20 protein-coding genes are annotated in these 18,960 nt (G+C 60.9%); 5 read left to right on the forward strand and 15 right to left on the reverse strand.

The window, feature by feature from the left end; translation table 11 throughout:
* Window positions 1-45: 45 nt before the first annotated feature.
* Genes der through rnc form a run of 4 tightly spaced genes read right to left on the reverse strand, consistent with a single transcriptional unit; the run spans window position 46 to window position 4,065 of the window.
* Window positions 46-1,365 (reverse strand): ribosome biogenesis GTPase Der, encoded by a 1,320-nt coding sequence (gene der, locus GMET_RS11665; RefSeq protein WP_004513306.1) that lies wholly within the window; start codon window positions 1,363-1,365, stop codon window positions 46-48.
* Window positions 1,362-2,258, reverse strand: coding sequence for a GTPase Era (gene era, locus GMET_RS11670; protein WP_004513305.1), 897 nt, complete (start codon window positions 2,256-2,258; stop codon window positions 1,362-1,364). Before era ends, der begins: the two co-directional genes overlap by 4 nt.
* A gap of 29 nt (window positions 2,259-2,287) precedes the next feature.
* A complete protein-coding gene (locus GMET_RS11675) occupies window positions 2,288-3,328 on the reverse strand; it encodes an elongator complex protein 3 (protein ID WP_004513304.1) in 1,041 nt (346 codons plus the stop codon).
* Complete coding sequence (gene rnc / locus GMET_RS11680) at window positions 3,325-4,065, reverse strand: ribonuclease III (RefSeq protein WP_004513303.1); 741 nt, start codon at window positions 4,063-4,065, stop codon at window positions 3,325-3,327. The genes GMET_RS11675 and rnc overlap by 4 nt, the downstream gene beginning before the upstream one ends.
* 133 nt (window positions 4,066-4,198) lie before the next feature.
* Here rnc and tmk point away from each other — a divergent pair, with 133 nt between their 5' ends.
* The 4 genes from tmk to metG are packed head-to-tail and all read left to right on the forward strand — an operon-like array spanning window position 4,199 to window position 8,415.
* Entirely contained in the window at window positions 4,199-4,852 is a 654-nt protein-coding gene (tmk, locus tag GMET_RS11685) for a dTMP kinase (protein ID WP_004513302.1), read from the forward strand.
* A 3-nt stretch (window positions 4,853-4,855) separates the two neighbouring features.
* Window positions 4,856-5,812, forward strand: a complete 957-nt coding sequence (holB, locus tag GMET_RS11690) for a DNA polymerase III subunit delta' (RefSeq protein ID WP_004513301.1) — start codon at window positions 4,856-4,858, stop codon at window positions 5,810-5,812.
* 30 nt (window positions 5,813-5,842) lie between these two features.
* Window positions 5,843-6,889 (forward strand): PSP1 domain-containing protein, encoded by a 1,047-nt coding sequence (gene ricT / locus GMET_RS11695; RefSeq protein WP_004513300.1) that lies wholly within the window; start codon window positions 5,843-5,845, stop codon window positions 6,887-6,889.
* Entirely contained in the window at window positions 6,886-8,415 is a 1,530-nt protein-coding gene (gene metG / locus GMET_RS11700) for a methionine--tRNA ligase (protein WP_004513299.1), read from the forward strand. The genes ricT and metG overlap by 4 nt, the downstream gene beginning before the upstream one ends.
* A 62-nt stretch (window positions 8,416-8,477) precedes the next feature.
* Here the strand turns inward: metG and GMET_RS11705 are convergent, their stop codons facing one another.
* A complete protein-coding gene (locus tag GMET_RS11705) occupies window positions 8,478-9,080 on the reverse strand; it encodes a YdcF family protein (protein ID WP_004513298.1) in 603 nt (200 codons plus the stop codon).
* 91 nt (window positions 9,081-9,171) lie between these two features.
* Here GMET_RS11705 and rpmB point away from each other — a divergent pair, with 91 nt between their 5' ends.
* Window positions 9,172-9,363 (forward strand): 50S ribosomal protein L28, encoded by a 192-nt coding sequence (gene rpmB / locus GMET_RS11710; protein ID WP_004513297.1) that lies wholly within the window; start codon window positions 9,172-9,174, stop codon window positions 9,361-9,363.
* Window positions 9,364-9,476: 113 nt separating this feature from the next.
* On the opposite strand, the gene GMET_RS11715 is transcribed toward rpmB, so the two are convergent.
* From GMET_RS11715 to GMET_RS11760, 10 genes are all read right to left on the reverse strand, one after another.
* A complete protein-coding gene (locus GMET_RS11715; RefSeq protein WP_004513296.1) occupies window positions 9,477-9,854 on the reverse strand; it encodes a RidA family protein in 378 nt (125 codons plus the stop codon).
* A gap of 13 nt (window positions 9,855-9,867) precedes the next feature.
* Window positions 9,868-12,018 (reverse strand): RelA/SpoT family protein, encoded by a 2,151-nt coding sequence (locus GMET_RS11720; RefSeq protein ID WP_004513295.1) that lies wholly within the window; start codon window positions 12,016-12,018, stop codon window positions 9,868-9,870.
* Between the two features lie 59 nt (window positions 12,019-12,077).
* On the reverse strand, window positions 12,078-12,287 hold the full coding sequence (gene rpoZ / locus GMET_RS11725; RefSeq protein ID WP_004513294.1) for a DNA-directed RNA polymerase subunit omega: 210 nt from the start codon (window positions 12,285-12,287) through the stop codon (window positions 12,078-12,080).
* A 78-nt stretch (window positions 12,288-12,365) separates the two neighbouring features.
* Window positions 12,366-12,977 (reverse strand): guanylate kinase, encoded by a 612-nt coding sequence (gene gmk / locus GMET_RS11730; RefSeq protein ID WP_004513293.1) that lies wholly within the window; start codon window positions 12,975-12,977, stop codon window positions 12,366-12,368.
* An 87-nt stretch (window positions 12,978-13,064) separates the two neighbouring features.
* Window positions 13,065-13,943 carry a YicC/YloC family endoribonuclease gene (locus GMET_RS11735; protein WP_004513292.1) on the reverse strand — a complete coding sequence of 293 codons (879 nt, stop codon included), beginning with the start codon at window positions 13,941-13,943 and terminating at the stop codon, window positions 13,065-13,067.
* 4 nt (window positions 13,944-13,947) lie between these two features.
* The gene (galE, locus tag GMET_RS11740) at window positions 13,948-14,928 is read right to left on the reverse strand and encodes a UDP-glucose 4-epimerase GalE (protein ID WP_004513291.1); all 981 of its coding nucleotides are present in this window, start codon (window positions 14,926-14,928) and stop codon (window positions 13,948-13,950) included.
* 19 nt (window positions 14,929-14,947) lie between these two features.
* Window positions 14,948-15,958, reverse strand: a complete 1,011-nt coding sequence (locus tag GMET_RS11745; protein WP_004513290.1) for an NAD-dependent epimerase — start codon at window positions 15,956-15,958, stop codon at window positions 14,948-14,950.
* Window positions 15,959-16,012: 54 nt separating this feature from the next.
* Window positions 16,013-17,080: a lipopolysaccharide heptosyltransferase I gene (gene waaC, locus GMET_RS11750; RefSeq protein ID WP_004513289.1), complete on the reverse strand. Its 1,068-nt coding sequence runs from the start codon at window positions 17,078-17,080 to the stop codon at window positions 16,013-16,015.
* A gap of 16 nt (window positions 17,081-17,096) precedes the next feature.
* Window positions 17,097-18,311 (reverse strand): DegT/DnrJ/EryC1/StrS family aminotransferase, encoded by a 1,215-nt coding sequence (locus GMET_RS11755; RefSeq protein WP_004513288.1) that lies wholly within the window; start codon window positions 18,309-18,311, stop codon window positions 17,097-17,099.
* On the reverse strand, window positions 18,311-18,952 hold the full coding sequence (locus tag GMET_RS11760) for an acetyltransferase (RefSeq protein WP_238378920.1): 642 nt from the start codon (window positions 18,950-18,952) through the stop codon (window positions 18,311-18,313). Before GMET_RS11760 ends, GMET_RS11755 begins: the two co-directional genes overlap by 1 nt.
* Window positions 18,953-18,960: the final 8 nt, after the last annotated feature.

The following is an 18,960-nucleotide window of genomic DNA, read 5'->3' on the forward strand; positions in this document are numbered from 1 at the left end:
ACGGCGCTCATCATAAACTACTCGTCCGGTTCAAGTAAAGCACGTTTACTCCCGGCGATCCCTGCCCCGGAAGATGATCTTGAGCGGGCTGCCGGTGAAATCGAACGCCTCGCGGAACTTGTTCATGAGGTACCGCTCGTAGGAAAAATGCACCCCCTCCGGCTGATTGGTGAACAGTACGAATGTCGGCGGCTTCGTCCCCACCTGAGTGGCGAAGTAGAACTTCACCCGCCGCCCGTGGGAAAGGGGGGCGTGGTGTTTCTCCACCGCCTCGGAGAAGACCCGGTTCAGGTCGGAGGTGCTTACCCGCTTGGAATACTGGGCCATGACCCGCTCCACCTCCTCCATGACCCGGTTGATCCGCTGGCCACTCTTGGCTGATACAAATACTATCGGCGCGAATGAGAGATACTTGAATTCCGTCTTGATCTGGTCGACGAATTTCCCAAGGGTGCTGTTGTCCTTGGCCAGGGTATCCCACTTGTTGACCACGAAGATGCAGGCCTTGCCCGCCTCAAAGGCGTAGCCGGCGATCCGCTCGTCCTGTTCCGTCACCCCTTCCTCGGCATTGATGATGATGAGCACCACGTCGGCCCGCTCGATACTCCGCAGGCTGTCCACCACGCTGTACTTCTCCAGCTTCTGGGTGGTCTTACCTTTGCGCCGGATGCCGGCCGTGTCGATGAGGAGGTAGCGCTTCTTGTTGCAGGCGAAGAGAGTATCGACGGAATCCCGGGTGGTGCCGGGGGTGGGGTTGGCCACCACCCGCTCGAAACCGAGGAGCCGGTTCACCAGGGACGACTTCCCCACGTTGGGGCGCCCCACCACGGCGATCCGGGTGATATCCTCGTCATCAAGGCGGGTCGAGCTTTTGGGAAGGGCCGCCACCACCTCCTCCATGAGGTCGTTCACCCCCCGGTTGTGCTCGGCGGAGATGGTGTGAAGGGTGCCGATCCCCAGGGTGTAGAAATCGGCCGCCTCGTTCTCGATCTTTTCGCCGTCCACCTTGTTGACCACGAAGAAAACGGGCTTTTTCACCCGACGGAGCATCTCCACCACCTCCACGTCGGATGGGGTGAGCCCGGCCCGGCCATCCATGAGGAAGATGATGACGTCCGCCTCCTCCATGGCGAGCTGGGACTGCTCCCTCATCTGCTGCAGGAGCCGGTCTTCGCTCACCGGCTCGAAGCCGCCGGTGTCGATGAGAATGAACGGCGCCTCGAAGCGGGTGACGGTTTCGTAGTTCCGGTCCCGGGTGACGCCGGGCATGTCGTCGACAATGGCCTTGCGGCGCCCCACGAGACGGTTGAACAGGGTCGATTTCCCCACGTTGGGGCGACCCACTATGGCAACGAGTGGCATCATGTGTATCCAAGCTCCTTCAGCATCCGCTCGTCTTCGCTCCAGTCCTTGCGGACCCGGACGAAGAGTTCCAGGAAAACTTTCGTATTGAGTAGTTTCTCGATCTCGACCCGGGCTGCCGAGCCGATCTTTTTCAGCATCGCCCCCTTTTTGCCGATGATGATCCCCTTCTGGGAATCCCGTTCCACGGTGATGGTGGCGGCAATGGAGACGAGGCCTCCGTCCTCCCGCTCCTTGAAGCTGTCCACCTCCACGGCGGTGGCGTAGGGGACCTCGTCGCGGGTCATGCGAAAGACCTTCTCCCGGATGATCTCCGCGGCAATGAAGCGCTCCGGCACGTCGGTCAGGATGTCGTCGGGAAAGTAGACCGGTCCCTGGGGGAGGGCCTTGCGAACCAGTTCCACCAGATGGTCGACACCGTCGCCGGTGCCGGCCGAAATGGGCACGATCTCCCGGAATGGATAGCGGTCCTTGTAGGCGGCGATCCGCTCCAGCACCGCCCCCTTCTCCGTCAGGTCCACCTTGTTGATGACAAGGAAGACCGGCGCCGTGGCCCCGGCAAGAACGTCGATGATCTCCTGCTCCTGCTCCCCCGGCTTCTGATTAGCCTCAACAAGGAAGAGGACCAGGTCCACCTCCCGGATGGCGGACAGGGCCACCTCCACCATGTACTTGTTGAGCCGCGAGCGGGCCTGGTGGATTCCCGGCGTGTCGATGAAAACGATCTGGGCGCCGGGGACGTTGTGGATCCCCTGTATCCGGTTACGGGTCGTCTGGGGCTTGTCCGAGGTAATAACAATCTTTTCGCCGAGAATCCGGTTCAGCAGAGTCGATTTCCCTACGTTGGGGCGCCCGATGATGGACACGAATCCGGATCGGAACGGGTTATCTGACAAAGTGCAACTCCTTTCGTGAAACGTGCAGGTCAATCCAGCACGTTGCCGGCAATGGTTCCGCCGGCATAAACAACTTCGAGATCGTAGGGGGAGAGGTGCGAACTGCCGGTGACCCGCGTCACCGCCACGCCGGACCGCTCCCTGAGACGGACGAGATTACGGCGGTGCTGCCCCGCCACGTCGGACAACCGCCGGGGCGCGCAGACAACCACCAGATCGGAACCGGCGGGAATCCCCGCTGTCAGTCGCTGGAGAAGATCGAAAAAGAGTTCGCTTTCCGCAAGCTGCCGAAATGCCGGATGCCACGGACCAGCCAGGACCGTCCCGGGCCGCTCCAGTTCCTCCGTGGGCTGGAGACCAATCCGGATCACCGGCACGCCGGCAGAGATACACCGGCGGAGCATGGCCGCGCAGAGGGAGACGGCATCGTCGAGGGCCAGGGGGGTGTAGTCCCCGGAGCGCCAGAGTTCCGCCAACCGGGTCCCCTCCACAACCAACGTGGGATAGATGCGCATAAAGGCCGGAGACAGGGCAAGGACCCGTTCGAGGGATTCAAGGGTCGAATCTGCGGTATCGCCGGGAAGCCCCGGCATCAGTTGGGCGCCGACGTCGATGCCGGCCCCGCAAAGGGACGCGAACGCCTGCTCCACATGGGCCGCCCCATGCCCCCTGCCGGCCGCGGTGAGAACAGCATCATCCATGGACTGGACCCCCAACTCCACGGTGGCCACGCCACGGCTCGCGAGAAAGCGCGCCGTTTCACCGTCAACCGCATCGGGCCGGGTGGAAAGCCTCACCCGGGCCACGCTCCCCGTTGCCATGAGGGGCTGCAGCGGCGCCAGGAGCCGTTCCTGGTCGCTCCGAGGGAGGCTCGTGAAGGTGCCGCCATAGAAGGCCACTTCCAGAGGCCTCCCCCGTCCGGACGCGGCATGGCGGTCGATGGTGGCGATCATCTCCTCCGGCTCAGGAAGCCCGGGCCGCTGGCCGGAAATCCGCTCCTGGTCGCAGAAGACACACTGATGGGGACATCCCTGGTGGGAGATAAAAAAGGGGACAATGAGCGGCTTCATCCTTCTCCTTCGGCAGCGAACCGCGCGAGCACCTGCCGGGCAGCCGCCTGCTCCGCCTCCTTCTTGCTCCTCCCAGCCCCCTCCCCCATCCGTTTTCCGGCCACCATGGCAATTACCGTGAAGCGCCGGTCATGGGGAGGGCCGTCCGTAGCGATTAACTCATAGGTGGGCGCCGTCCCGAATCGGGTCTGAACCATTTCCTGAAACTCGGTCTTGAAATCCCGCCCCGTGGCCCCCGAAGCAATGCCGGCCAGCAGGGGAGAGAAGTCCTGCTCCACGATCCGTTCGACGGGGCCAAGGCCGCCATCCAGGTAGACTGCTGCTAGCAGGGCCTCGTAGGTATTGGCCAGAAGCGACCGGCGCTCCCGCCCGCCGCTCCGCTCCTCGCCCCGCCCCAGGAGCAGATGTCGTCCAAGGCCGCGGGCCGAGGCCAGCGCCGCAAGAGTTTCCTCCCCCACGAGCGACGCCTTCATCCGGGCCAGCACCCCCTCGCGGCTCTGGGGAAAGCGGGCAAAAAGCATCTTTCCCACCAGGAGCCCGAGCACCGCATCACCCAGAAATTCCAGGCGCTCGTTGTCTCGAATCCCCTCCTCGCCGCGGCGCTCGTTCACCCAGGAACGATGGGTAAGGGCCTCAGCCAGGAACTGCCGATTGACGAAGCGGTAGCCGATGCCCGCCTCCAGTTCAGTCGCGCTCTCCTGAACCGCGCTTTTGTCCTCTACGCCCCGTTCTCCCATGACCAAACACTATAACCTGAATCCGCCGTATTTATCAATAATTATGCGACTTGTCGGGGATTTTTGCCTTGATTTACCCTTGCCACTTCCCTATAATTCAGCTTTTACAAAATGGAAGGGCAATGCAACCCCCATGGGTTTTTTCATCACATTCGAAGGAATCGAGGGATGCGGCAAGTCGACCCAGGTCCGACTGGTCGCCGAACGGCTCAGCCGGGCCGGCCACGGGGTGGTGGTGACCCGCGAACCGGGAGGATGCCCCATCGCCGACGCCATCAGGGCAATTCTTCTGGACGCCCGCAACAGCGCCATGGTGCCCATGGCCGAACTCCTCCTCTACGCGGCGGCCCGGGCCCAGCACGTGGCGGAGGTGATCGAACCGGCCCTGGCAGCGGGGAAGATCGTCCTCTGCGATCGCTTCACCGACTCCACCATGGCCTACCAGGGATTCGGCCGCAAGCTGGACCGGGAACTGATTGCCCAGCTCAACAGCCTGGCCGCCGGCAGCATCAGACCGGATCTGACCCTCCTTCTGGACTGTTCCGTGGAGACGGGGCTCGCCCGGGCCATGGCCCGGATCAACACAAGCAGCGCGGCCCGGGAGGAGCGGTTCGAGCAGGAGTCCATCCTCTTCCACGAGCGGATCAGGGACGGCTTCCTCTCCCTCGCCGCTGCCGAACCGGGGCGGTTCGTGGTTCTGGACGGCAGTGGCGGCATCGAAGAGACCGAGGCCCTCGTGACGGAGGCGATCCTTGCCCGCCTTCCCGCATCCCCTGCAAGGAGGTAGGCGGTGCCCTTCTCCCGCGTCATTGGCCAGGATACCCCCGTCAACGTTCTGCGGCGTGCGCTTCGCTCCGGCAAGACGGCCCATGCCTACCTGTTCGAGGGAATCGGGGGATGCGGCAAGGGAACCACGGCTCTCGCTTTTGTGGAGGCTGCCTTCTGCGGCCGGGATGATGGGTGCGGCACCTGCCCCTCCTGCCGGAAGATGGCGACGCTGCAGCACCCCGATCTCCACCCGGTGGAACCCGACGGGGCGTTCATCAAGATAGACCAGGTCCGGGAACTCCAGCGGGAACTGGTGCTTCGCCCCATCGAGGCGCCGCTCAAGGCATGCATCATCAGGGATGCGGACCGGCTCAATCCGGCAGCAGGCAACGCCCTCCTGAAGACCCTGGAGGAACCGCCGGGCAATGCCCTGATGATCCTCCTCACCACGAACCTGGACGGGGTCCTTCCCACGATCCGCTCCCGCTGCCAGCTCCTGCGCTTTGCGCCCCTTCCCGAGGAGCTCATCGAGGAGCGACTGGTGGCAGCCGGACGGGACCGGGCCGCAGCACGCCTTGCCGCATCCCTTGCGGGTGGAAGCCTGGGGAAAGCCCTTGGGGATGAGGAAGCGGACACGGTGGACCGGCAAGCGCTCCTGGAACGGCTCAGGACCCTCTCCCTCAGCGACACGGCCTCCCTCTTCGCCGCTGCCGAAGAGATGGCCGCCAACCGCGAACAGGCCCTGAAGCAGTTGGACGTGCTCGCGTCGCTTCTGCGCGACATCCTCCTCATCCAGGGGGGGAGCGATGCCGTGGTCAACCGCGACATCATGCCATTTCTGGAAAGCGAGGCGGCGCGCCTGTCGCGGGAAAAGAATCTCGAACGAATAAGCAACACCATGGAGGCCCGCCAGGCCCTCATGCGCAACGCCAACCCGCGGCTCACCCTCGACGTGCTCCTGATGCGTCTGGCGGGGTAAACGCCGCTTGTATTTTTTTCGGAGGACAACTTGGTAAAGATTGTGAAGGCCCAGTTCCACACCGCCGGCAAACTCTACGACTTCGGGGCGGGCGATCTCGACCTCAAGCCGGGAGACAAGATCATCGTCGAGACAGAGCGGGGGCGGAGCATCGCCACCGTCGTCACCCCCCCCCGGGAATACGAAGAGGCCCATGTACCCGAAGGGCTCAAGACCGCCATCCGGATCGCCGAACCGTCGGATCTCGCCTCGGCTGCCCGCAACGACGCCCGGGAGCAGGAAGCCCACGCGTTCTGCCTCCGCAAGATCAAGGAGCGGGGGATGGAGATGAAACTCGTCAAGGTGGAATACCTTTTTGACGGGAGCAAGGCCATCTTCTACTTCACCGCCGACGGGCGGGTCGATTTCCGGGAACTGGTCAAGGATCTGGCCCATCAGTTCCACACCCGCATCGAGATGCGTCAGATCGGCGTCCGTGACGAATCGAAGATGATAGGCGGCATCGGCATCTGCGGGCGAGAACTCTGCTGTTCGTCGTTTTTGCGCGAGTTCGAGCCCGTATCGGTCAAAATGGCCAAGGAGCAGAACCTGGCCCTCAACCCCACGAAAATCTCCGGACAGTGCGGCCGACTCCTCTGCTGTCTCGGCTACGAGTACGAGACCTACTGCTCCCTCAAGAAATGCCTTCCCAAATGCGGTAAAGTTGTGAAGTGCGGCAGCACCGAAGGGGAAGTCATCAAGCAGAACATCATCGAGGGGACCGTCTTCGTCAAGACCGACGACGACCGGATTGTAGAGCTCAAGGGGGAGAGCATCAAGCCCGAGGACATCTCGGAGCGCCCCAAGTCCCCACGCCGGGAGGGTGGCACTAGGGAGAGGGAGAAGGAACCGCAAAGCTCTTCCGACAATCAGCGGCGGGAAAAACCCCGGGACCGTGAGCAGAAACCGGGAGACGACGGCGAGCAGCGCCGGGAGCGCGATACTAAAAAGAACCAGGACCAGCAGCGCGGAGAACGCGGCAACCGTGATCGACGCGGCGGCAAAGGCAGGGACAAGGATAAAAAGGAGCCGAAATGAGCCGAACGTTCTATGTCACGACCCCCATCTACTACGTAAATGACGTACCGCACATCGGCCATGCGTACACGACCCTCGCCGCCGATGTCCTTGCCCGCTACAAGCGGCTCAAGGGGTATGATGTCTTTTTCCTGACCGGGACCGACGAGCACGGCCAGAAGGTGGAGAAGGCCGCCAACGCCGCCGGCGAGACCCCCCTGGAGCTGGCCGATCGGGTGGTGAAGCGTTTCCAGGCCCTCTGGGAAAAACTTGACATCAGCTACAACGACTTCATCCGCACCACCCAGGAGCGCCACAAGAAGGGGGTAACCCACCTCTTCCGGGAGGTCATGGCCAAGGGGGACATCTATCTCGGCGAGTATGAGGACTGGTACTGCACCCCGTGCGAAACCTTCTGGACCGAAACCCAGCTCATCGACGGCAAATGCCCCGACTGCAACCGTCCCGTGGAAAAGCTCAAGGAAGAGTCCTACTTCTTCCGGATGAGCAAGTACCAGGAGCAGCTCCTGGCCCACATCGAAGCGAACCCCGACTTCATCCAGCCCAAGAGCCGGCGCAACGAAATTATCTCTTTCGTCAAGGAAGGGCTCCGGGATCTCTCGGTTTCCCGCACCTCCTTCAACTGGGGGATTCCGGTACCGGGGAACGAGCGGCACGTGATCTACGTCTGGTTCGACGCCCTCACCAACTACATCACAGCCCTCGGCTATCCCGACCAGGCCGGTAATTACGGGAAATTCTGGCCCGTGGACGCCCACCTCATCGGCAAGGATATCCTCCGCTTCCACGCGGTCTACTGGCCCACCTTCCTCATGGCCGCCGGACTTCCGGTGCCGAGGAAAGTATTTGCCCACGGCTGGTGGACCGTCGAAGGGCAGAAGATGAGCAAGAGCCTCCAGAATGTGGTGGAGCCCAACATGCTCGTGGACAAGTACGGCATCGACGCGGTCCGCTACTTCCTCCTGCGGGAGGTCCCCTTCGGCCTCGACGGCGACTTCTCCCACGCGGCCCTCGTCCACCGGATCAACTCGGACCTGGCCAACGACCTGGGGAACCTCCTCAGCCGCTCTACCGCCATGGTGAACAAGTACTTCGGCGGCACCCTCCCCCAGCCGGGAGCCATGACCGAACTGGACGCCGCCTTCCGGGCCAGGACCGAGGCGATGATCAGCCAACTCGAGTCATGCATGGACGAAATGGCCTTCAGTAAGGGCCTCCAGGCAATCTGGGAAGTGATCTCCGCCGGAAACAAATACATCGACGAGAGCGCCCCCTGGACCCTGGCCAAGGATCCGGCCCAGAAGGAGCGTCTCGGCACCATCATGTACACCCTCTTGGAGGCCCAGCGGATCGTGCATACGCTCTTGTCTGCCTTCATGCCGCGCACCGCGGCCAAAGCCCTCGGCTATCTGGGCTGCATGGAGGCACTCAGGGACGAAGACCTGGCGTGGGGCAAACTGGTTCCGGGAACACAGATTGCCAAGGCAGAGGCGCTTTTCCCGCGAATCGAAGACAAAGCCGAATAGGTACAATGAGGGGCGCTGCTTGCTGCGCCCGTATTGCTGCCCCCATGGAGCAAGCGCAGACCCTACGGTCCCGCAGGTGGTCTCAGTTCTCCAGAGGCGAAAAGAAAGAAGAACCTGAAGAGGCAGTACTTGTAGAACTCGCTGAAGAGGAGCCGGAAACTCCCCTGGTCACGCCACCACGCTTCCTTGAGATTGATCGTATCGACCGGATGGGGGTAGATGGCTATGTCCCGGGGAAGCGTGCTCCTGAAGATGAGGGTCGCCCGTTTCATGTGGTAGCGGGAAGTGATGAGACTAATCGAGCGGATATCCTTTCGATCAATGATCTCCCTGCCATAAAGGGCATTTTCCAGAGTGTTCCGCGATGCATTTTCCAGGACCACCCGGTCGGCGAGGCTTTCCCCCTTCCGCTCCTGGAAGAGTTCCTGCTTCCGCACCATGGGGTCGACCCCGATGAGAAAGAGGTACTTTCCCTTCTTCGCCCTGAAGAGCCGTATCCCCTCTTCCACTCTCCCCCGTCCCCCGGCAAGGACCACGATGGCGTCGGTGGCGATGTCACGCTGCCGCACGGAAAAGGTCTTGTAGGCGAAGTCCACGAAGAGGACCGTCGCCACTACCAGAAAGATCACCAAAAGCGAGAAAAGGCCACGAAAAAAGAGCGCCATTGCACCACCTTACCAGAATATTTCACTTGCAAAGCCGGTTACTGTCTGCTATAAGAGAGAGCTTCAGAAACCATCGAGAGGGAGTAGAGCCATGTCGAGAAAATGTGAAATCTGCGGCAAAGGTCCCAGTTTCGGTAACAATGTCAGCCACGCCAACAACAAGACCCGCACCACGTGGTACCCGAACCTGCAGAAGGTGAAGGCCGTCAGGAACGGTAGCGTCCAGACCATCAAGGTCTGCACCCGCTGCATCCGCTCCGGCCACGTCACCAAGGCCATCTAAGAACCGGGGGGCTCGTTGCCCCTCGGGCACGTTTCCGCACCCAACAAACGACTCAGCCGCAGCGCATCCGCGTCTGCGGCTTTTGTCGTTTCTTATTCTCCCGGGGAAACCTCTCAGCAGAGGGCAAGCACCTCGATTTCCACCAGGGCGCCGCGAGGAAGACCTTTCACCTCCACCGTGGAACGTGCCGGCGGCTCTGCGGAAAAACGGCTCCCATACACCTCGTTGACCACCCCGAAATTGGCCAGATCGGTCAGAAAGATGGTCGTCTTCACGACGGCGTCAAAACCGAGGCCGGCCTCGGCCAATACCGCGGCAATATTGTCCATGACCCGGTCGGTCTGCTCCCTGATCCCACCGGGCACAAATTCTCCGGTTGCAGGATCCAGCGGTATCTGCCCCGAGAGGAACAGGAAGCCCCCCGCCTTCACTGCCTGAGAATAGGGCCCGATCGCCTTGGGTGCCTTGTCGGTGGCAATAATCTCTTTCATCGCATGCTCCTTCCTACGACTTCATCCGTTCCACATGGGTGACGCCGCTTACCTTCATGATGTTGTTCATGACCCGGGTCAGGTGCTCAAGGCTCGTGACGTCCACCTCGAAAATGTTCACCCCTCGCCGGTCCACGGTGCTCTGGATGGAGGCGCTCGATATGTTCGCCTCACAGTTGGTAATGGCCAGGGTGATATTGGCCAGAATCCCCTTCTGGTCGTGACAGGAGACCTTGATCTTCACCGGCAGGGCCGCCTTCCGCTCCCGGTTCCAGTCAACGGCGATGCGCCGCTCCGGATCGTTCTCCAGGGCAATGGGACAGTCGGCGGTGTGGACGGTCACACCCCGTCCCCTGGTGATGAACCCGACGATTTCGTCACCGGGGACCGGATTGCAGCACTTGCCGAAGCGAACGAGCACATCGTCAACGCCGCCTATCTGAATGGCGCTCGTGGATTTTCCCGTCAGCTTGCTGATGGCCTTGCCGATCCGCGATTCCTTCAGTTCCTGCTTCTCGGCGAGCTTTTCCTCGGGCAGCAGTTTGCCGAGCACCTGGTTGCAGGAGAGCTTTCCATATCCCACGGCCGCCATGAGATCGTCGTCGCCTACATAGCCGAATTCCGTGGCCACCCTCTTCAGCTCCCCCGTCTTCTGGAGCTTGCCCAGGTTCAAGGAGAAACGTCGGAATTCCTTCTCCATGATCTCCTTGCCAAGGGAGATGCTCCGGACCCGCTCTTCGGTCTTTATCCAGGCCCGGATCTTGTTCCGCGCCCGGGAGCTCCTGACGATCTTGAGCCAATCCTTGCTGGGGGTGTGGTGGGGAGAGGTGATAACCTCGACGATATCGCCGTTCTTGAGCTCGTACTTGAGGGGGACCAGCTTGCCGTTCACCTTGGCGCCGACGCAGCGATGCCCCAGGTCGGTGTGGATGGTGTAGGCGAAGTCGATGGGGGTCGACCCCTTGGGAAAGCTCTTCACATCGCCGTTCGGCGTGAAGACGTAGACCTCCTCGGGAAAAAGCTCCACCTTGACGGTGCTCATGAACTCATGGGAGTCCTGGAGCTCCTGCTGCCATTCAAGGAGCTGACGCAGCCAGGCAAAGCGCTTCACCTCCTTCTCGTCGTACCCCTTCCCCTCCTTGTACTTCCAGTGAGCCGCGATCCCCGCCTCCGCAACCCCGTGCATGTCATAGGTGCGGATCTGCACCTCCATCCGCTCCCCGTGGGGACCGATGACCGTCGTGTGGAGCGACTGGTACATGTTCCCCTTGGGCATGGCGATGTAGTCCTTGAAGCGGCCGGGGATCGGCTTCCAGGTGGAATGGATGAGACCCAGCACCTCATAGCACTCGCGGATATCGTTCACCATGACGCGAATGGCGATCAGGTCGTAGATCTGGTCGATATCGACACTGCGGCTCTGCATCTTGCGCCAGATGGAGTAGAGATGCTTGCTCCGGCCGAAGACCTCCCCCTTGATGTCGTGCTCCACAAGCTTGTCGACGATGATCTTCCGCACCTCATCGACATAGCTCTCCCGCTCCTTCTTCTTCTTGGTCACCTTGGAGGCGAGATCGTAGTAGATCTGTGGCTCCAGGTACCGGAAGGAGAGATCCTCCAGTTCGCTCTTGATCCAGGAAATACCGAGACGGTTAGCGATAGGTGCGTAGATGTCGAGGGTTTCGCGGGCGATGGAGCGCTGCTTCGGCTCGGGCTGGTACTGGAGGGTCCGCATGTTGTGGAGGCGGTCGGCCAGCTTCACTAGAATGACCCGGATGTCATTGGCCATGGCCAGGAGCATCTTGCGGAAGTTCTCGGCCTGGCTCTCTTCCTTGGTCTTGAAGTGGATTTTGCTGATCTTGGTGACACCGTCCACGAGGTTGGCCACCTCGGCACCGAACAGCCCTTCCAGTTCCTCGCGGGTGGTCAGGGTATCCTCGATGGTGTCATGGAGAAGCCCCGTCACCACGGTGGGGACATCGAGCCGGAGGTCGGCCAGAAGCCCCGCCACCTCCATGGGGTGAACCAGATAGGGCTCGCCCGAAAGACGGGTCTGCCCCTGGTGGACCTTGGCGCAGTATACGTAGGCCTTGCGCACCAGGTCCAGGTCCGGCGCGGGGTTGTATGAACCAACCTTATCGAGGATATCGTTGAGTCTGATCATGGAAAAAAGGACAAAAAAAGGGCGGAAGCATTACGCTTCTGCCCCTGTAGCCAGGCTTACTACTTTGCCTTGCGCGAAGTCAGCTCGTACCCTACCTTGCCCGAGGCGATTTCGCGAAGCGATACCACCACGTTCTTGTTGGCTGCCTTGTTGTCGATGAGAGGCGAAGCTCCTTTGTAGAGTTGCTTGACGCGCTTTGACGCCAGCATGACAAGCAGGAAGCGATTATCCACTTTTTCAAGGCAATCTTCAACTGTTACCCGTGCCATTGTGCTACTCCTTTCAAAAACCGGCATCTGTGCCGGCCGGTGTCTCAGTGCTTATGGGATGTTGGTTCCTGGTCTGTCTCAGCCCATGTCGAACCGTTCGGTCACCGTTTCAAGAACCCGGAACGTCCGGCACCGCTCTGCAACCACGACCGATTTGAGTTCTTCTACTGCCCGGCTGAACTGATCGTTGACTATAATGTAGTCGTACCAGCGGGATTCGCGAATCTCGCCGGCAGCGGCATCAATGCGCCGGCTAATGACATCGTCGCTGTCGGAGGAACGGCCGTTGAGCCGACGACGGAGTTCCTCGTAGCTGGGGGGGAGAATGAATATGTAGACGCCGCCCTCGTAACGCTCCTTGAGCTGACGCGCGCCCTGGATGTCAATATCGAGAATCAGGTCGATTCCCGTGATGCGGCACTCCTCAAGGGTGCGAATGGACGTACCGTAACAGTTGCCGTGAACCTCGGCCCACTCGGCAAACTCACCCTTATCGACCATGCTCCGGAACTCGTCCATGGAAATAAAATAATAGTCTTTTCCATGCACTTCACCGGCTCGGGGCTGCCGCGTCGTATAGCTGACAGAATGCCGGAGGTGCGGAAAGATGTCAATTATTTCCTTGCAGAGCGTAGTCTTACCCGCCCCCGACGGCGCCGAGATGATGTAGAGAACCCCTTCGCGTTTCATGGTAACCCCGGGGACCAGGGACCGGGGACCGGGGACCAGTGAAATCCAACGACACTTTCCTGGTCCCTGGTTCCCCGCCCGTGGCCCCTATTCTATGTTCTGTACCTGTTCACGGATCTTTTCCAGTTCGGCCTTCAGTTCAACCACGATGGCGGCCATGGCGGCGTCATTGGCCTTGGACCCGATGGTATTGACCTCGCGGTTCAGCTCCTGCATGAGGAAATCCAGCTTGCGCCCCACCGGCTCCGCAAGGGCAAGGGTCTCGTCGAACTGGATCAGGTGGCTCCGGAAACGGACCAACTCCTCGGTAACATCGCACCGGTCGGCCAGTAGCGCCACCTCCTGGGCGAGCCGCGCTTCGTCGAGGGTCGTATCGGCGAGAAGCTGCGCAAGCCGCTCCCGCAGCTTCTGGGCATAGTCAGCGACCACGGCGGGTGCACGCTCGGCCACCCGGTCAATGAGCGTCGCAAGGGTCTGGCGGCGGTCCCTGAGATCGGCCAGGAGCGCTTCGCCTTCGCGCATCCTCATGGCCTCCATGGCCTCCACCGCGCCACGAACCGCCTGGAGAAGCTCGCCCCGGAGGATATCCTCATCGGCCCCCTCCTCCCGGGCAGCCAGGACGTCCCGCTGGGAGAGGAGGAGCGGCAGGGTCACCGGATCAGCCAGACCAAGTTCGGACCGCATCCGCTCGAACGCATCACGGTAGGCCCGTGCCAGGGGAAGGTTCACCAGCGGCTGATTCTGACCGCCAACTCCCTCCTCACGCTGCACGAAGACTTCGATCTTTCCCCGCTTCAGACGGTCCCCCACGGCCTTGCGCACGTCATTCTCGAAGGCCAGGAACGAGCGGGGCATCTTGACGAAGACCTCGCCGTAGCGGTGGTTCACCGACCGTATCTCGACGGTGGTCCGCCCTGTTTCCGTTTCGACCACGGCCTTGCCGTAGCCGGTCATACTCTTGATCATAGAATCACCGTTTGTTGAGTTTAGCTTCCCATCGCCACGCATCGGCGACAATGGTTTCAAGATCGTCATAGTGCGGGGTCCAGCCGAGGACCGTCCTGGCCCGGTCCGCCTTTGCCACCAGCATGGCCGGATCGCCGGGACGCCGGGGAGCTTCCTCGGCCGGGAAATGGACTCCTGACACCCGGCGCACCATCTCGATCACCTCACGGACGCTGGCCCCCTTGCCATAACCGACGTTGATCCGCGTCGTCTCCCCGCCCCTTTCCAGATACGCCAGGGCAGCCAGGTGGGCTGAGGCAAGATCCTCAATGTGGATGTAGTCGCGGATGCCGGTGCCGTCGGGGGTGGCGTAGTCGGTGCCGAAGATGGAGACCTTCTCCCGCATCCCCAGGGCGGCCTGGCTGGAGACCTTGATGAGGTGGGTCGCCTCCGGGGTCCGCTGTCCCATCCGGGCCTGGGGGTCTGCCCCCGCCACGTTGAAGTAGCGTAGCGCCACCGAGCGCATGCCATGGGCGGCACAGACGTCGCGGAGCATCCATTCACTCATGAGCTTCGACGTGCCATAGGGGTTGATGGGGACTGTGGGACTCTCTTCCGCAGCAATGCCGTTCTCGGGCATGCCGTACACCGCCGCGGTACTGGAGAAGATGAACCGCTCGACCCCATGCTTCACGCAGGCCGTGAGGAGATTGAGGGTATTGCGGGTATTATTGCTGTAATACTTGAGGGGATCGGTCACCGACTCGGGCGCCACGATGGAGGCTGCGAAATGGAGCACCGTCTTGAACCCGTGCTCTGCGAAGAGGGCATCAAGCCGGTCAGAATCAGCCAGCTCACCCACAACAAGCCGCTCGCCATGCACCAAGGCGTCGGCGAAGCCGGTGGAGAGATTGTCGTAGACAACCACGGTATAGCCGGCCTCGGAAAGCTGTCGGACCACATGGCTCCCGATGTACCCGGCACCGCCAGTAACGAGAACAGTCATCCCTTCTCCTTTCCTGACCTCAGACATGGTAATACTCCCGATACCACTCAACAAACCGCCGTATCCCTTCCCCGATGGGAGTGGCCGGTTTGAAACCCACATCGTTCATCAGATCGTCCACGTCGGCGTAGGTGGCCGGCACGTCCCCCGCCTGAATGGGGAGGAAGTTCTTCTCCGCCGGCTTGCCGATGCACTTCTCGATGGTCTCGATGAACGTCAAGAGCTCCACCGGGCTGTTGTTGCCGATGTTGTAGATCCGGTAGGGGGCGTAGCTGGTGCCCGGGTCGGGATGGTCGCCGCTCCAGGATGGGTTGGGCTCGGCGGTCCGGTCCATGACCCGCATGACCCCCTCGACGATGTCGTCGATGTAGGTGAAGTCCCGCTGCATTTTGCCGTGGTTGTAGACGTCTATGGGACGCCCCTCAAGGATAGCCTTGGTAAAGAGGAAGAGCGCCATGTCGGGCCGCCCCCAGGGTCCGTAAACCGTGAAGAACCGCAATCCCGTAGTAGGAAGTCCGTAGAGGCTCGAATAGGTGTGGGCCATGAGTTCGTTGGCCTTCTTGGTGGCCGCGTAGAGGGAGACCGGATGGTCCACGTTGTGGTGGACTGAAAAGGGCATGGCCGTGTTGGCCCCGTAGACGGAGCTGGACGAGGCGTAGACCAGATGCTTCACGCCGTGGTGGCGGCACCCTTCCAGGATGTTCATAAAGCCGACCAGATTGCTCTCCACGTAGGCGTGGGGATTCTTGAGGGAATAACGGACCCCGGCCTGGGCCGCTAGGTTCACCACCGCGTCGAAGCGCTCGCCGCTAAAGAGCTCTTCCAGGGCCGGTCGGTCAGCCAGGCTCGCCCGGATAAAACGGAACCCCTCCCGCCCCTCCAACTGGCGAAGCCGGTCCAGCTTCAGATTTACATCGTAGTAGTCGTTGAGATTGTCGAGACCCACCACGCGGTCGCCCCGAGCGAGGAGTCTCTGGGAGAGGTGAAATCCGATGAAGCCGGCGGCGCCGGTGACGAGAACCGTGGACATGGTGCGCTATCCTTCTGATTTATCGGGCTATTGAAGAGGAGGCAGTGTAACACATCACCCGGCCGATGGAAAGGGGGGCGTCAGGAGCTTTTCGATGCCTGACATAAGAACATCCGCAGTGATGCTGGCGCGGCAGGGAGCATCCTTGTCGCACGACTTGCGCAGACAGGCCGTGCAGTCGAGTGGTGACTGGATGACCACATGCTGGTCGCCCAGGGGACCGTTGCGTCTCCCGTCAGTGGAGCGGTAGAAGGAAACCGTCGGAGTCCCCACTGCGGCGGCCATGTGAATCGGCCCGGTGTCCCCTCCGACCACCAGATCGACCTTTTTGAGTAGGGCGCAGAAACCCTTGAGACTCAATTTCGGCAAAACCCTCACGCCTCGGCCGATGCCGGCGGCTATGGTTTCGGCAGCATTTTTCTCCTGTTCGTTTCCCCAGGAGAGGAGAATGGTTGAGTCCGGGTATCTGCCGAGGACCTTTCTGCCCAGCCCGATCCACCCTTCCTCGTACCAGAGCTTGGTGGTCCAGGTGGTGCCGTTGTGGAAAAGGAAGGCAAGGCCGTCATCGAGGGTTGCCAGGAGCGCTTCGGCAGCGGCATCGTCCTCGGGAGAGGTGAAAATGTCGGGCCCGATGGTCATCCCCGTGTAGTCTCGACCCAGGGGGACACTGACTACCCGGAGGGAGCGGTGCGAAATGTGATGGTCCTGCCGGCGGAGGGGCACCTGGTTCGTGGTAAAGAGAAGATTGAGCGATTCCCTCACCCCTTCGCGGTCGAAGCCGTAGCGGCGCCGGGCACCGGAGAGCCACGTGATGATGCCGCTCTTGACGTTCCCCTGGAGGTCGAAAGCGATGTCGTAGTCGGCTTCGCGCAATTCCCGGCGGATGGCGGAGATTTCCCGGCGGGTCGTGTCGGACAGGGGATCGCGCCGCCATGCCTTGGTGCGGACAACATGGAGCCGGCGCAGCAACGGGTGCCCCTCCAGGATATCCCGGTTCCCTTCCTCCACCACCCAGTCGATCTCAATGCCGGACGATACCTGGTGGAGATAGTCGAGGACCGGCAGGGCGTGGATGACGTCGCCGAGGGCGGAGACTTTGACGATGAGGACACGGAGCGGCATGGGATTGAGTTCCGGGTTACGTGTTTTTACCATTGGCCAAGGCGTTAGTCACTTCAACCCCATTCTTTAGTACAAGCCGAATAATTGAGCAGATATCGACAATATCCTCTTCCGATACGGCTGTTCCCGTCGGCAGTGACAATACTCGCTCAGCAAGTCGTTCGGTCTCAGGAAGCAGCATGCCGGCATTCGGGAAATATGACCGGTACGGCTCCATACGATGGCAGCCGGGATAGAAATATCGCCGAGCCATGATATTTTCGGCATGAAGCGCCTGCAGCAGCATGTCGCGGTGGATGCCCGCAGCCTGCTCATCTACCTCAAGGACCACATACTGGTAGTTGTAGCGATCAGCCCCCTCATAGGGGACGAGGCGAATGCCTTGCACATTGGCAAGGCCACTGGCATAAGCTGCATAGTTTCGGCGATTGATGGTAATGATTTCCTCCAAATGATCGAGCGATGTGAGCCCCATTGCCGCCGAGATTTCAGACATCTTGCCGTTCGTCCCGATATAGACGACGTTATCGTAGCCCGCAAACCCGAAATTCTTCATCAGTCTGATCCGTGCGGCCAGGTCATCGTCGTTGGTGGCAACCGCTCCCCCCTCGAAGGTATTGAAGAATTTCGTCGCGTGAAAGCTGAAGACCTCGGCATCGCCGAAACTTCCTATCATGCGTCCGTTATGGGAGCAGCCGAACGCATGTGCCGCATCGAAGAGCAATCTCAGATTGCGCCTACCGGCGATCTCAGCCAACGCCTCGATCTTGCACGGCTTCCCCCACAGATGAACACCAATGATTCCTGTCGTGCGGGGGGTAATGAGCGACTCGACCCGACGCGGGTCGATGGAGTGTGTTTCTGGATCGATATCACAGAAAACGGGGGTAATCTGCTGCCACTGGAGTGAATGGGGAGTGGCGACAAACGTAAATGAAGGAACGATCACTTCCCCCGTCATCCCCAGGGCTCTGATGGTAATTTCCAGAGCCACCGTTGCATTGCACATGGCGATACAGTGTTTGACCCCCAGCAACGCCTCAAGCCGCCGCTCGAACTCCTGGACGCAGATGCCGTTATTGGTGAGCCAGCGCCGGTCAAGGATGCCGTTGACCCTTTCCAAAAACTCAGAGCGGTCTCCAATGTTGGGCCGGCCCACGTGGAGAGTATCCGAAAAGGCCGGAGAACCTCCCATAACAGCAAGCTCATCACAAGAAGTCTTCAGTTTCATTATTCGATCCTTTTTCTGATTTTTGCCGGCACACCGTACGCAAGCGCGTTGTCCGGAATATCGCCCACAACAACCGAACCGGCGCCTATGAACGAGCCTGCCCCGATACGAACCCTGTCTATAATCGATGATCCTATGCCGATCCAGGCACCCTCGCCCACAGCCACGCGTCCTGCAAGGCGGACGCCGGGGCAGATGTGGGCACCGTCTTCGATTGTGCACTCATGATCCACACTGGCTGAAGTGTTGATGATGACGTTCGCCCCGACGTGAACGCCAGGGTTGATGACAGCGCCAGCCGCAACAACCGTTCCCTCTCCGATCACCACATCGCGGGCGACAACTGCAGAGGGGTGCACCGCCGTCACAAGCTCAAGTCCCTGTGCTCTGAGATATTCCGCCACCTTGAGCCGTGCAGGGCAATTCCCGAAGGCAACGATCGCATGGCGTACCCCCTGCCCGCAGAGCATAGCGAGTGAGTCTCTGCCGCTGAAGACCGGGAGACCAAAGAACTCTTCCCCATTTCTCCCTTCGGTGACATCGTCCAGAAACCCAACAATATCATACTCGCCCCGCAGTCTGACAATATCCGCCACGACCATCGCATGACCCGAGGCTCCCCAGACAACAAGCTTTTTCACATTGTTAC

It is taken from the genome of Geobacter metallireducens GS-15 (genome assembly GCF_000012925.1).
GTDB classification, from domain to species: domain Bacteria; phylum Desulfobacterota; class Desulfuromonadia; order Geobacterales; family Geobacteraceae; genus Geobacter; species Geobacter metallireducens.

Bases quoted from the DNA above. Each gene is read 5' to 3' on its own strand.
- der (WP_004513306.1), bottom strand. From the start codon at position 1,365: ATGATGCCACTCGTTGCCATAGTGGGTCGCCCCAACGTGGGGAAATCG.
- GMET_RS11675 (WP_004513304.1), bottom strand. From the start codon at position 3,328: ATGAAGCCGCTCATTGTCCCCTTTTTTATCTCCCACCAGGGATGTCCC.
- rnc (WP_004513303.1), bottom strand. From the start codon at position 4,065: ATGGGAGAACGGGGCGTAGAGGACAAAAGCGCGGTTCAGGAGAGCGCG.
- tmk (WP_004513302.1), top strand. From the start codon at position 4,199: ATGGGTTTTTTCATCACATTCGAAGGAATCGAGGGATGCGGCAAGTCG.
- metG (WP_004513299.1), top strand. From the start codon at position 6,886: ATGAGCCGAACGTTCTATGTCACGACCCCCATCTACTACGTAAATGAC.
- GMET_RS11705 (WP_004513298.1), bottom strand. From the start codon at position 9,080: ATGGCGCTCTTTTTTCGTGGCCTTTTCTCGCTTTTGGTGATCTTTCTG.
- rpmB (WP_004513297.1), top strand. From the start codon at position 9,172: ATGTCGAGAAAATGTGAAATCTGCGGCAAAGGTCCCAGTTTCGGTAAC.
- GMET_RS11715 (WP_004513296.1), bottom strand. From the start codon at position 9,854: ATGAAAGAGATTATTGCCACCGACAAGGCACCCAAGGCGATCGGGCCC.
- GMET_RS11720 (WP_004513295.1), bottom strand. From the start codon at position 12,018: ATGATCAGACTCAACGATATCCTCGATAAGGTTGGTTCATACAACCCC.
- rpoZ (WP_004513294.1), bottom strand. From the start codon at position 12,287: ATGGCACGGGTAACAGTTGAAGATTGCCTTGAAAAAGTGGATAATCGC.
- gmk (WP_004513293.1), bottom strand. From the start codon at position 12,977: ATGAAACGCGAAGGGGTTCTCTACATCATCTCGGCGCCGTCGGGGGCG.
- GMET_RS11735 (WP_004513292.1), bottom strand. From the start codon at position 13,943: ATGATCAAGAGTATGACCGGCTACGGCAAGGCCGTGGTCGAAACGGAA.
- galE (WP_004513291.1), bottom strand. From the start codon at position 14,928: ATGACTGTTCTCGTTACTGGCGGTGCCGGGTACATCGGGAGCCATGTG.
- GMET_RS11745 (WP_004513290.1), bottom strand. From the start codon at position 15,958: ATGTCCACGGTTCTCGTCACCGGCGCCGCCGGCTTCATCGGATTTCAC.
- waaC (WP_004513289.1), bottom strand. From the start codon at position 17,080: ATGCCGCTCCGTGTCCTCATCGTCAAAGTCTCCGCCCTCGGCGACGTC.
- GMET_RS11755 (WP_004513288.1), bottom strand. From the start codon at position 18,311: ATGAAACTGAAGACTTCTTGTGATGAGCTTGCTGTTATGGGAGGTTCT.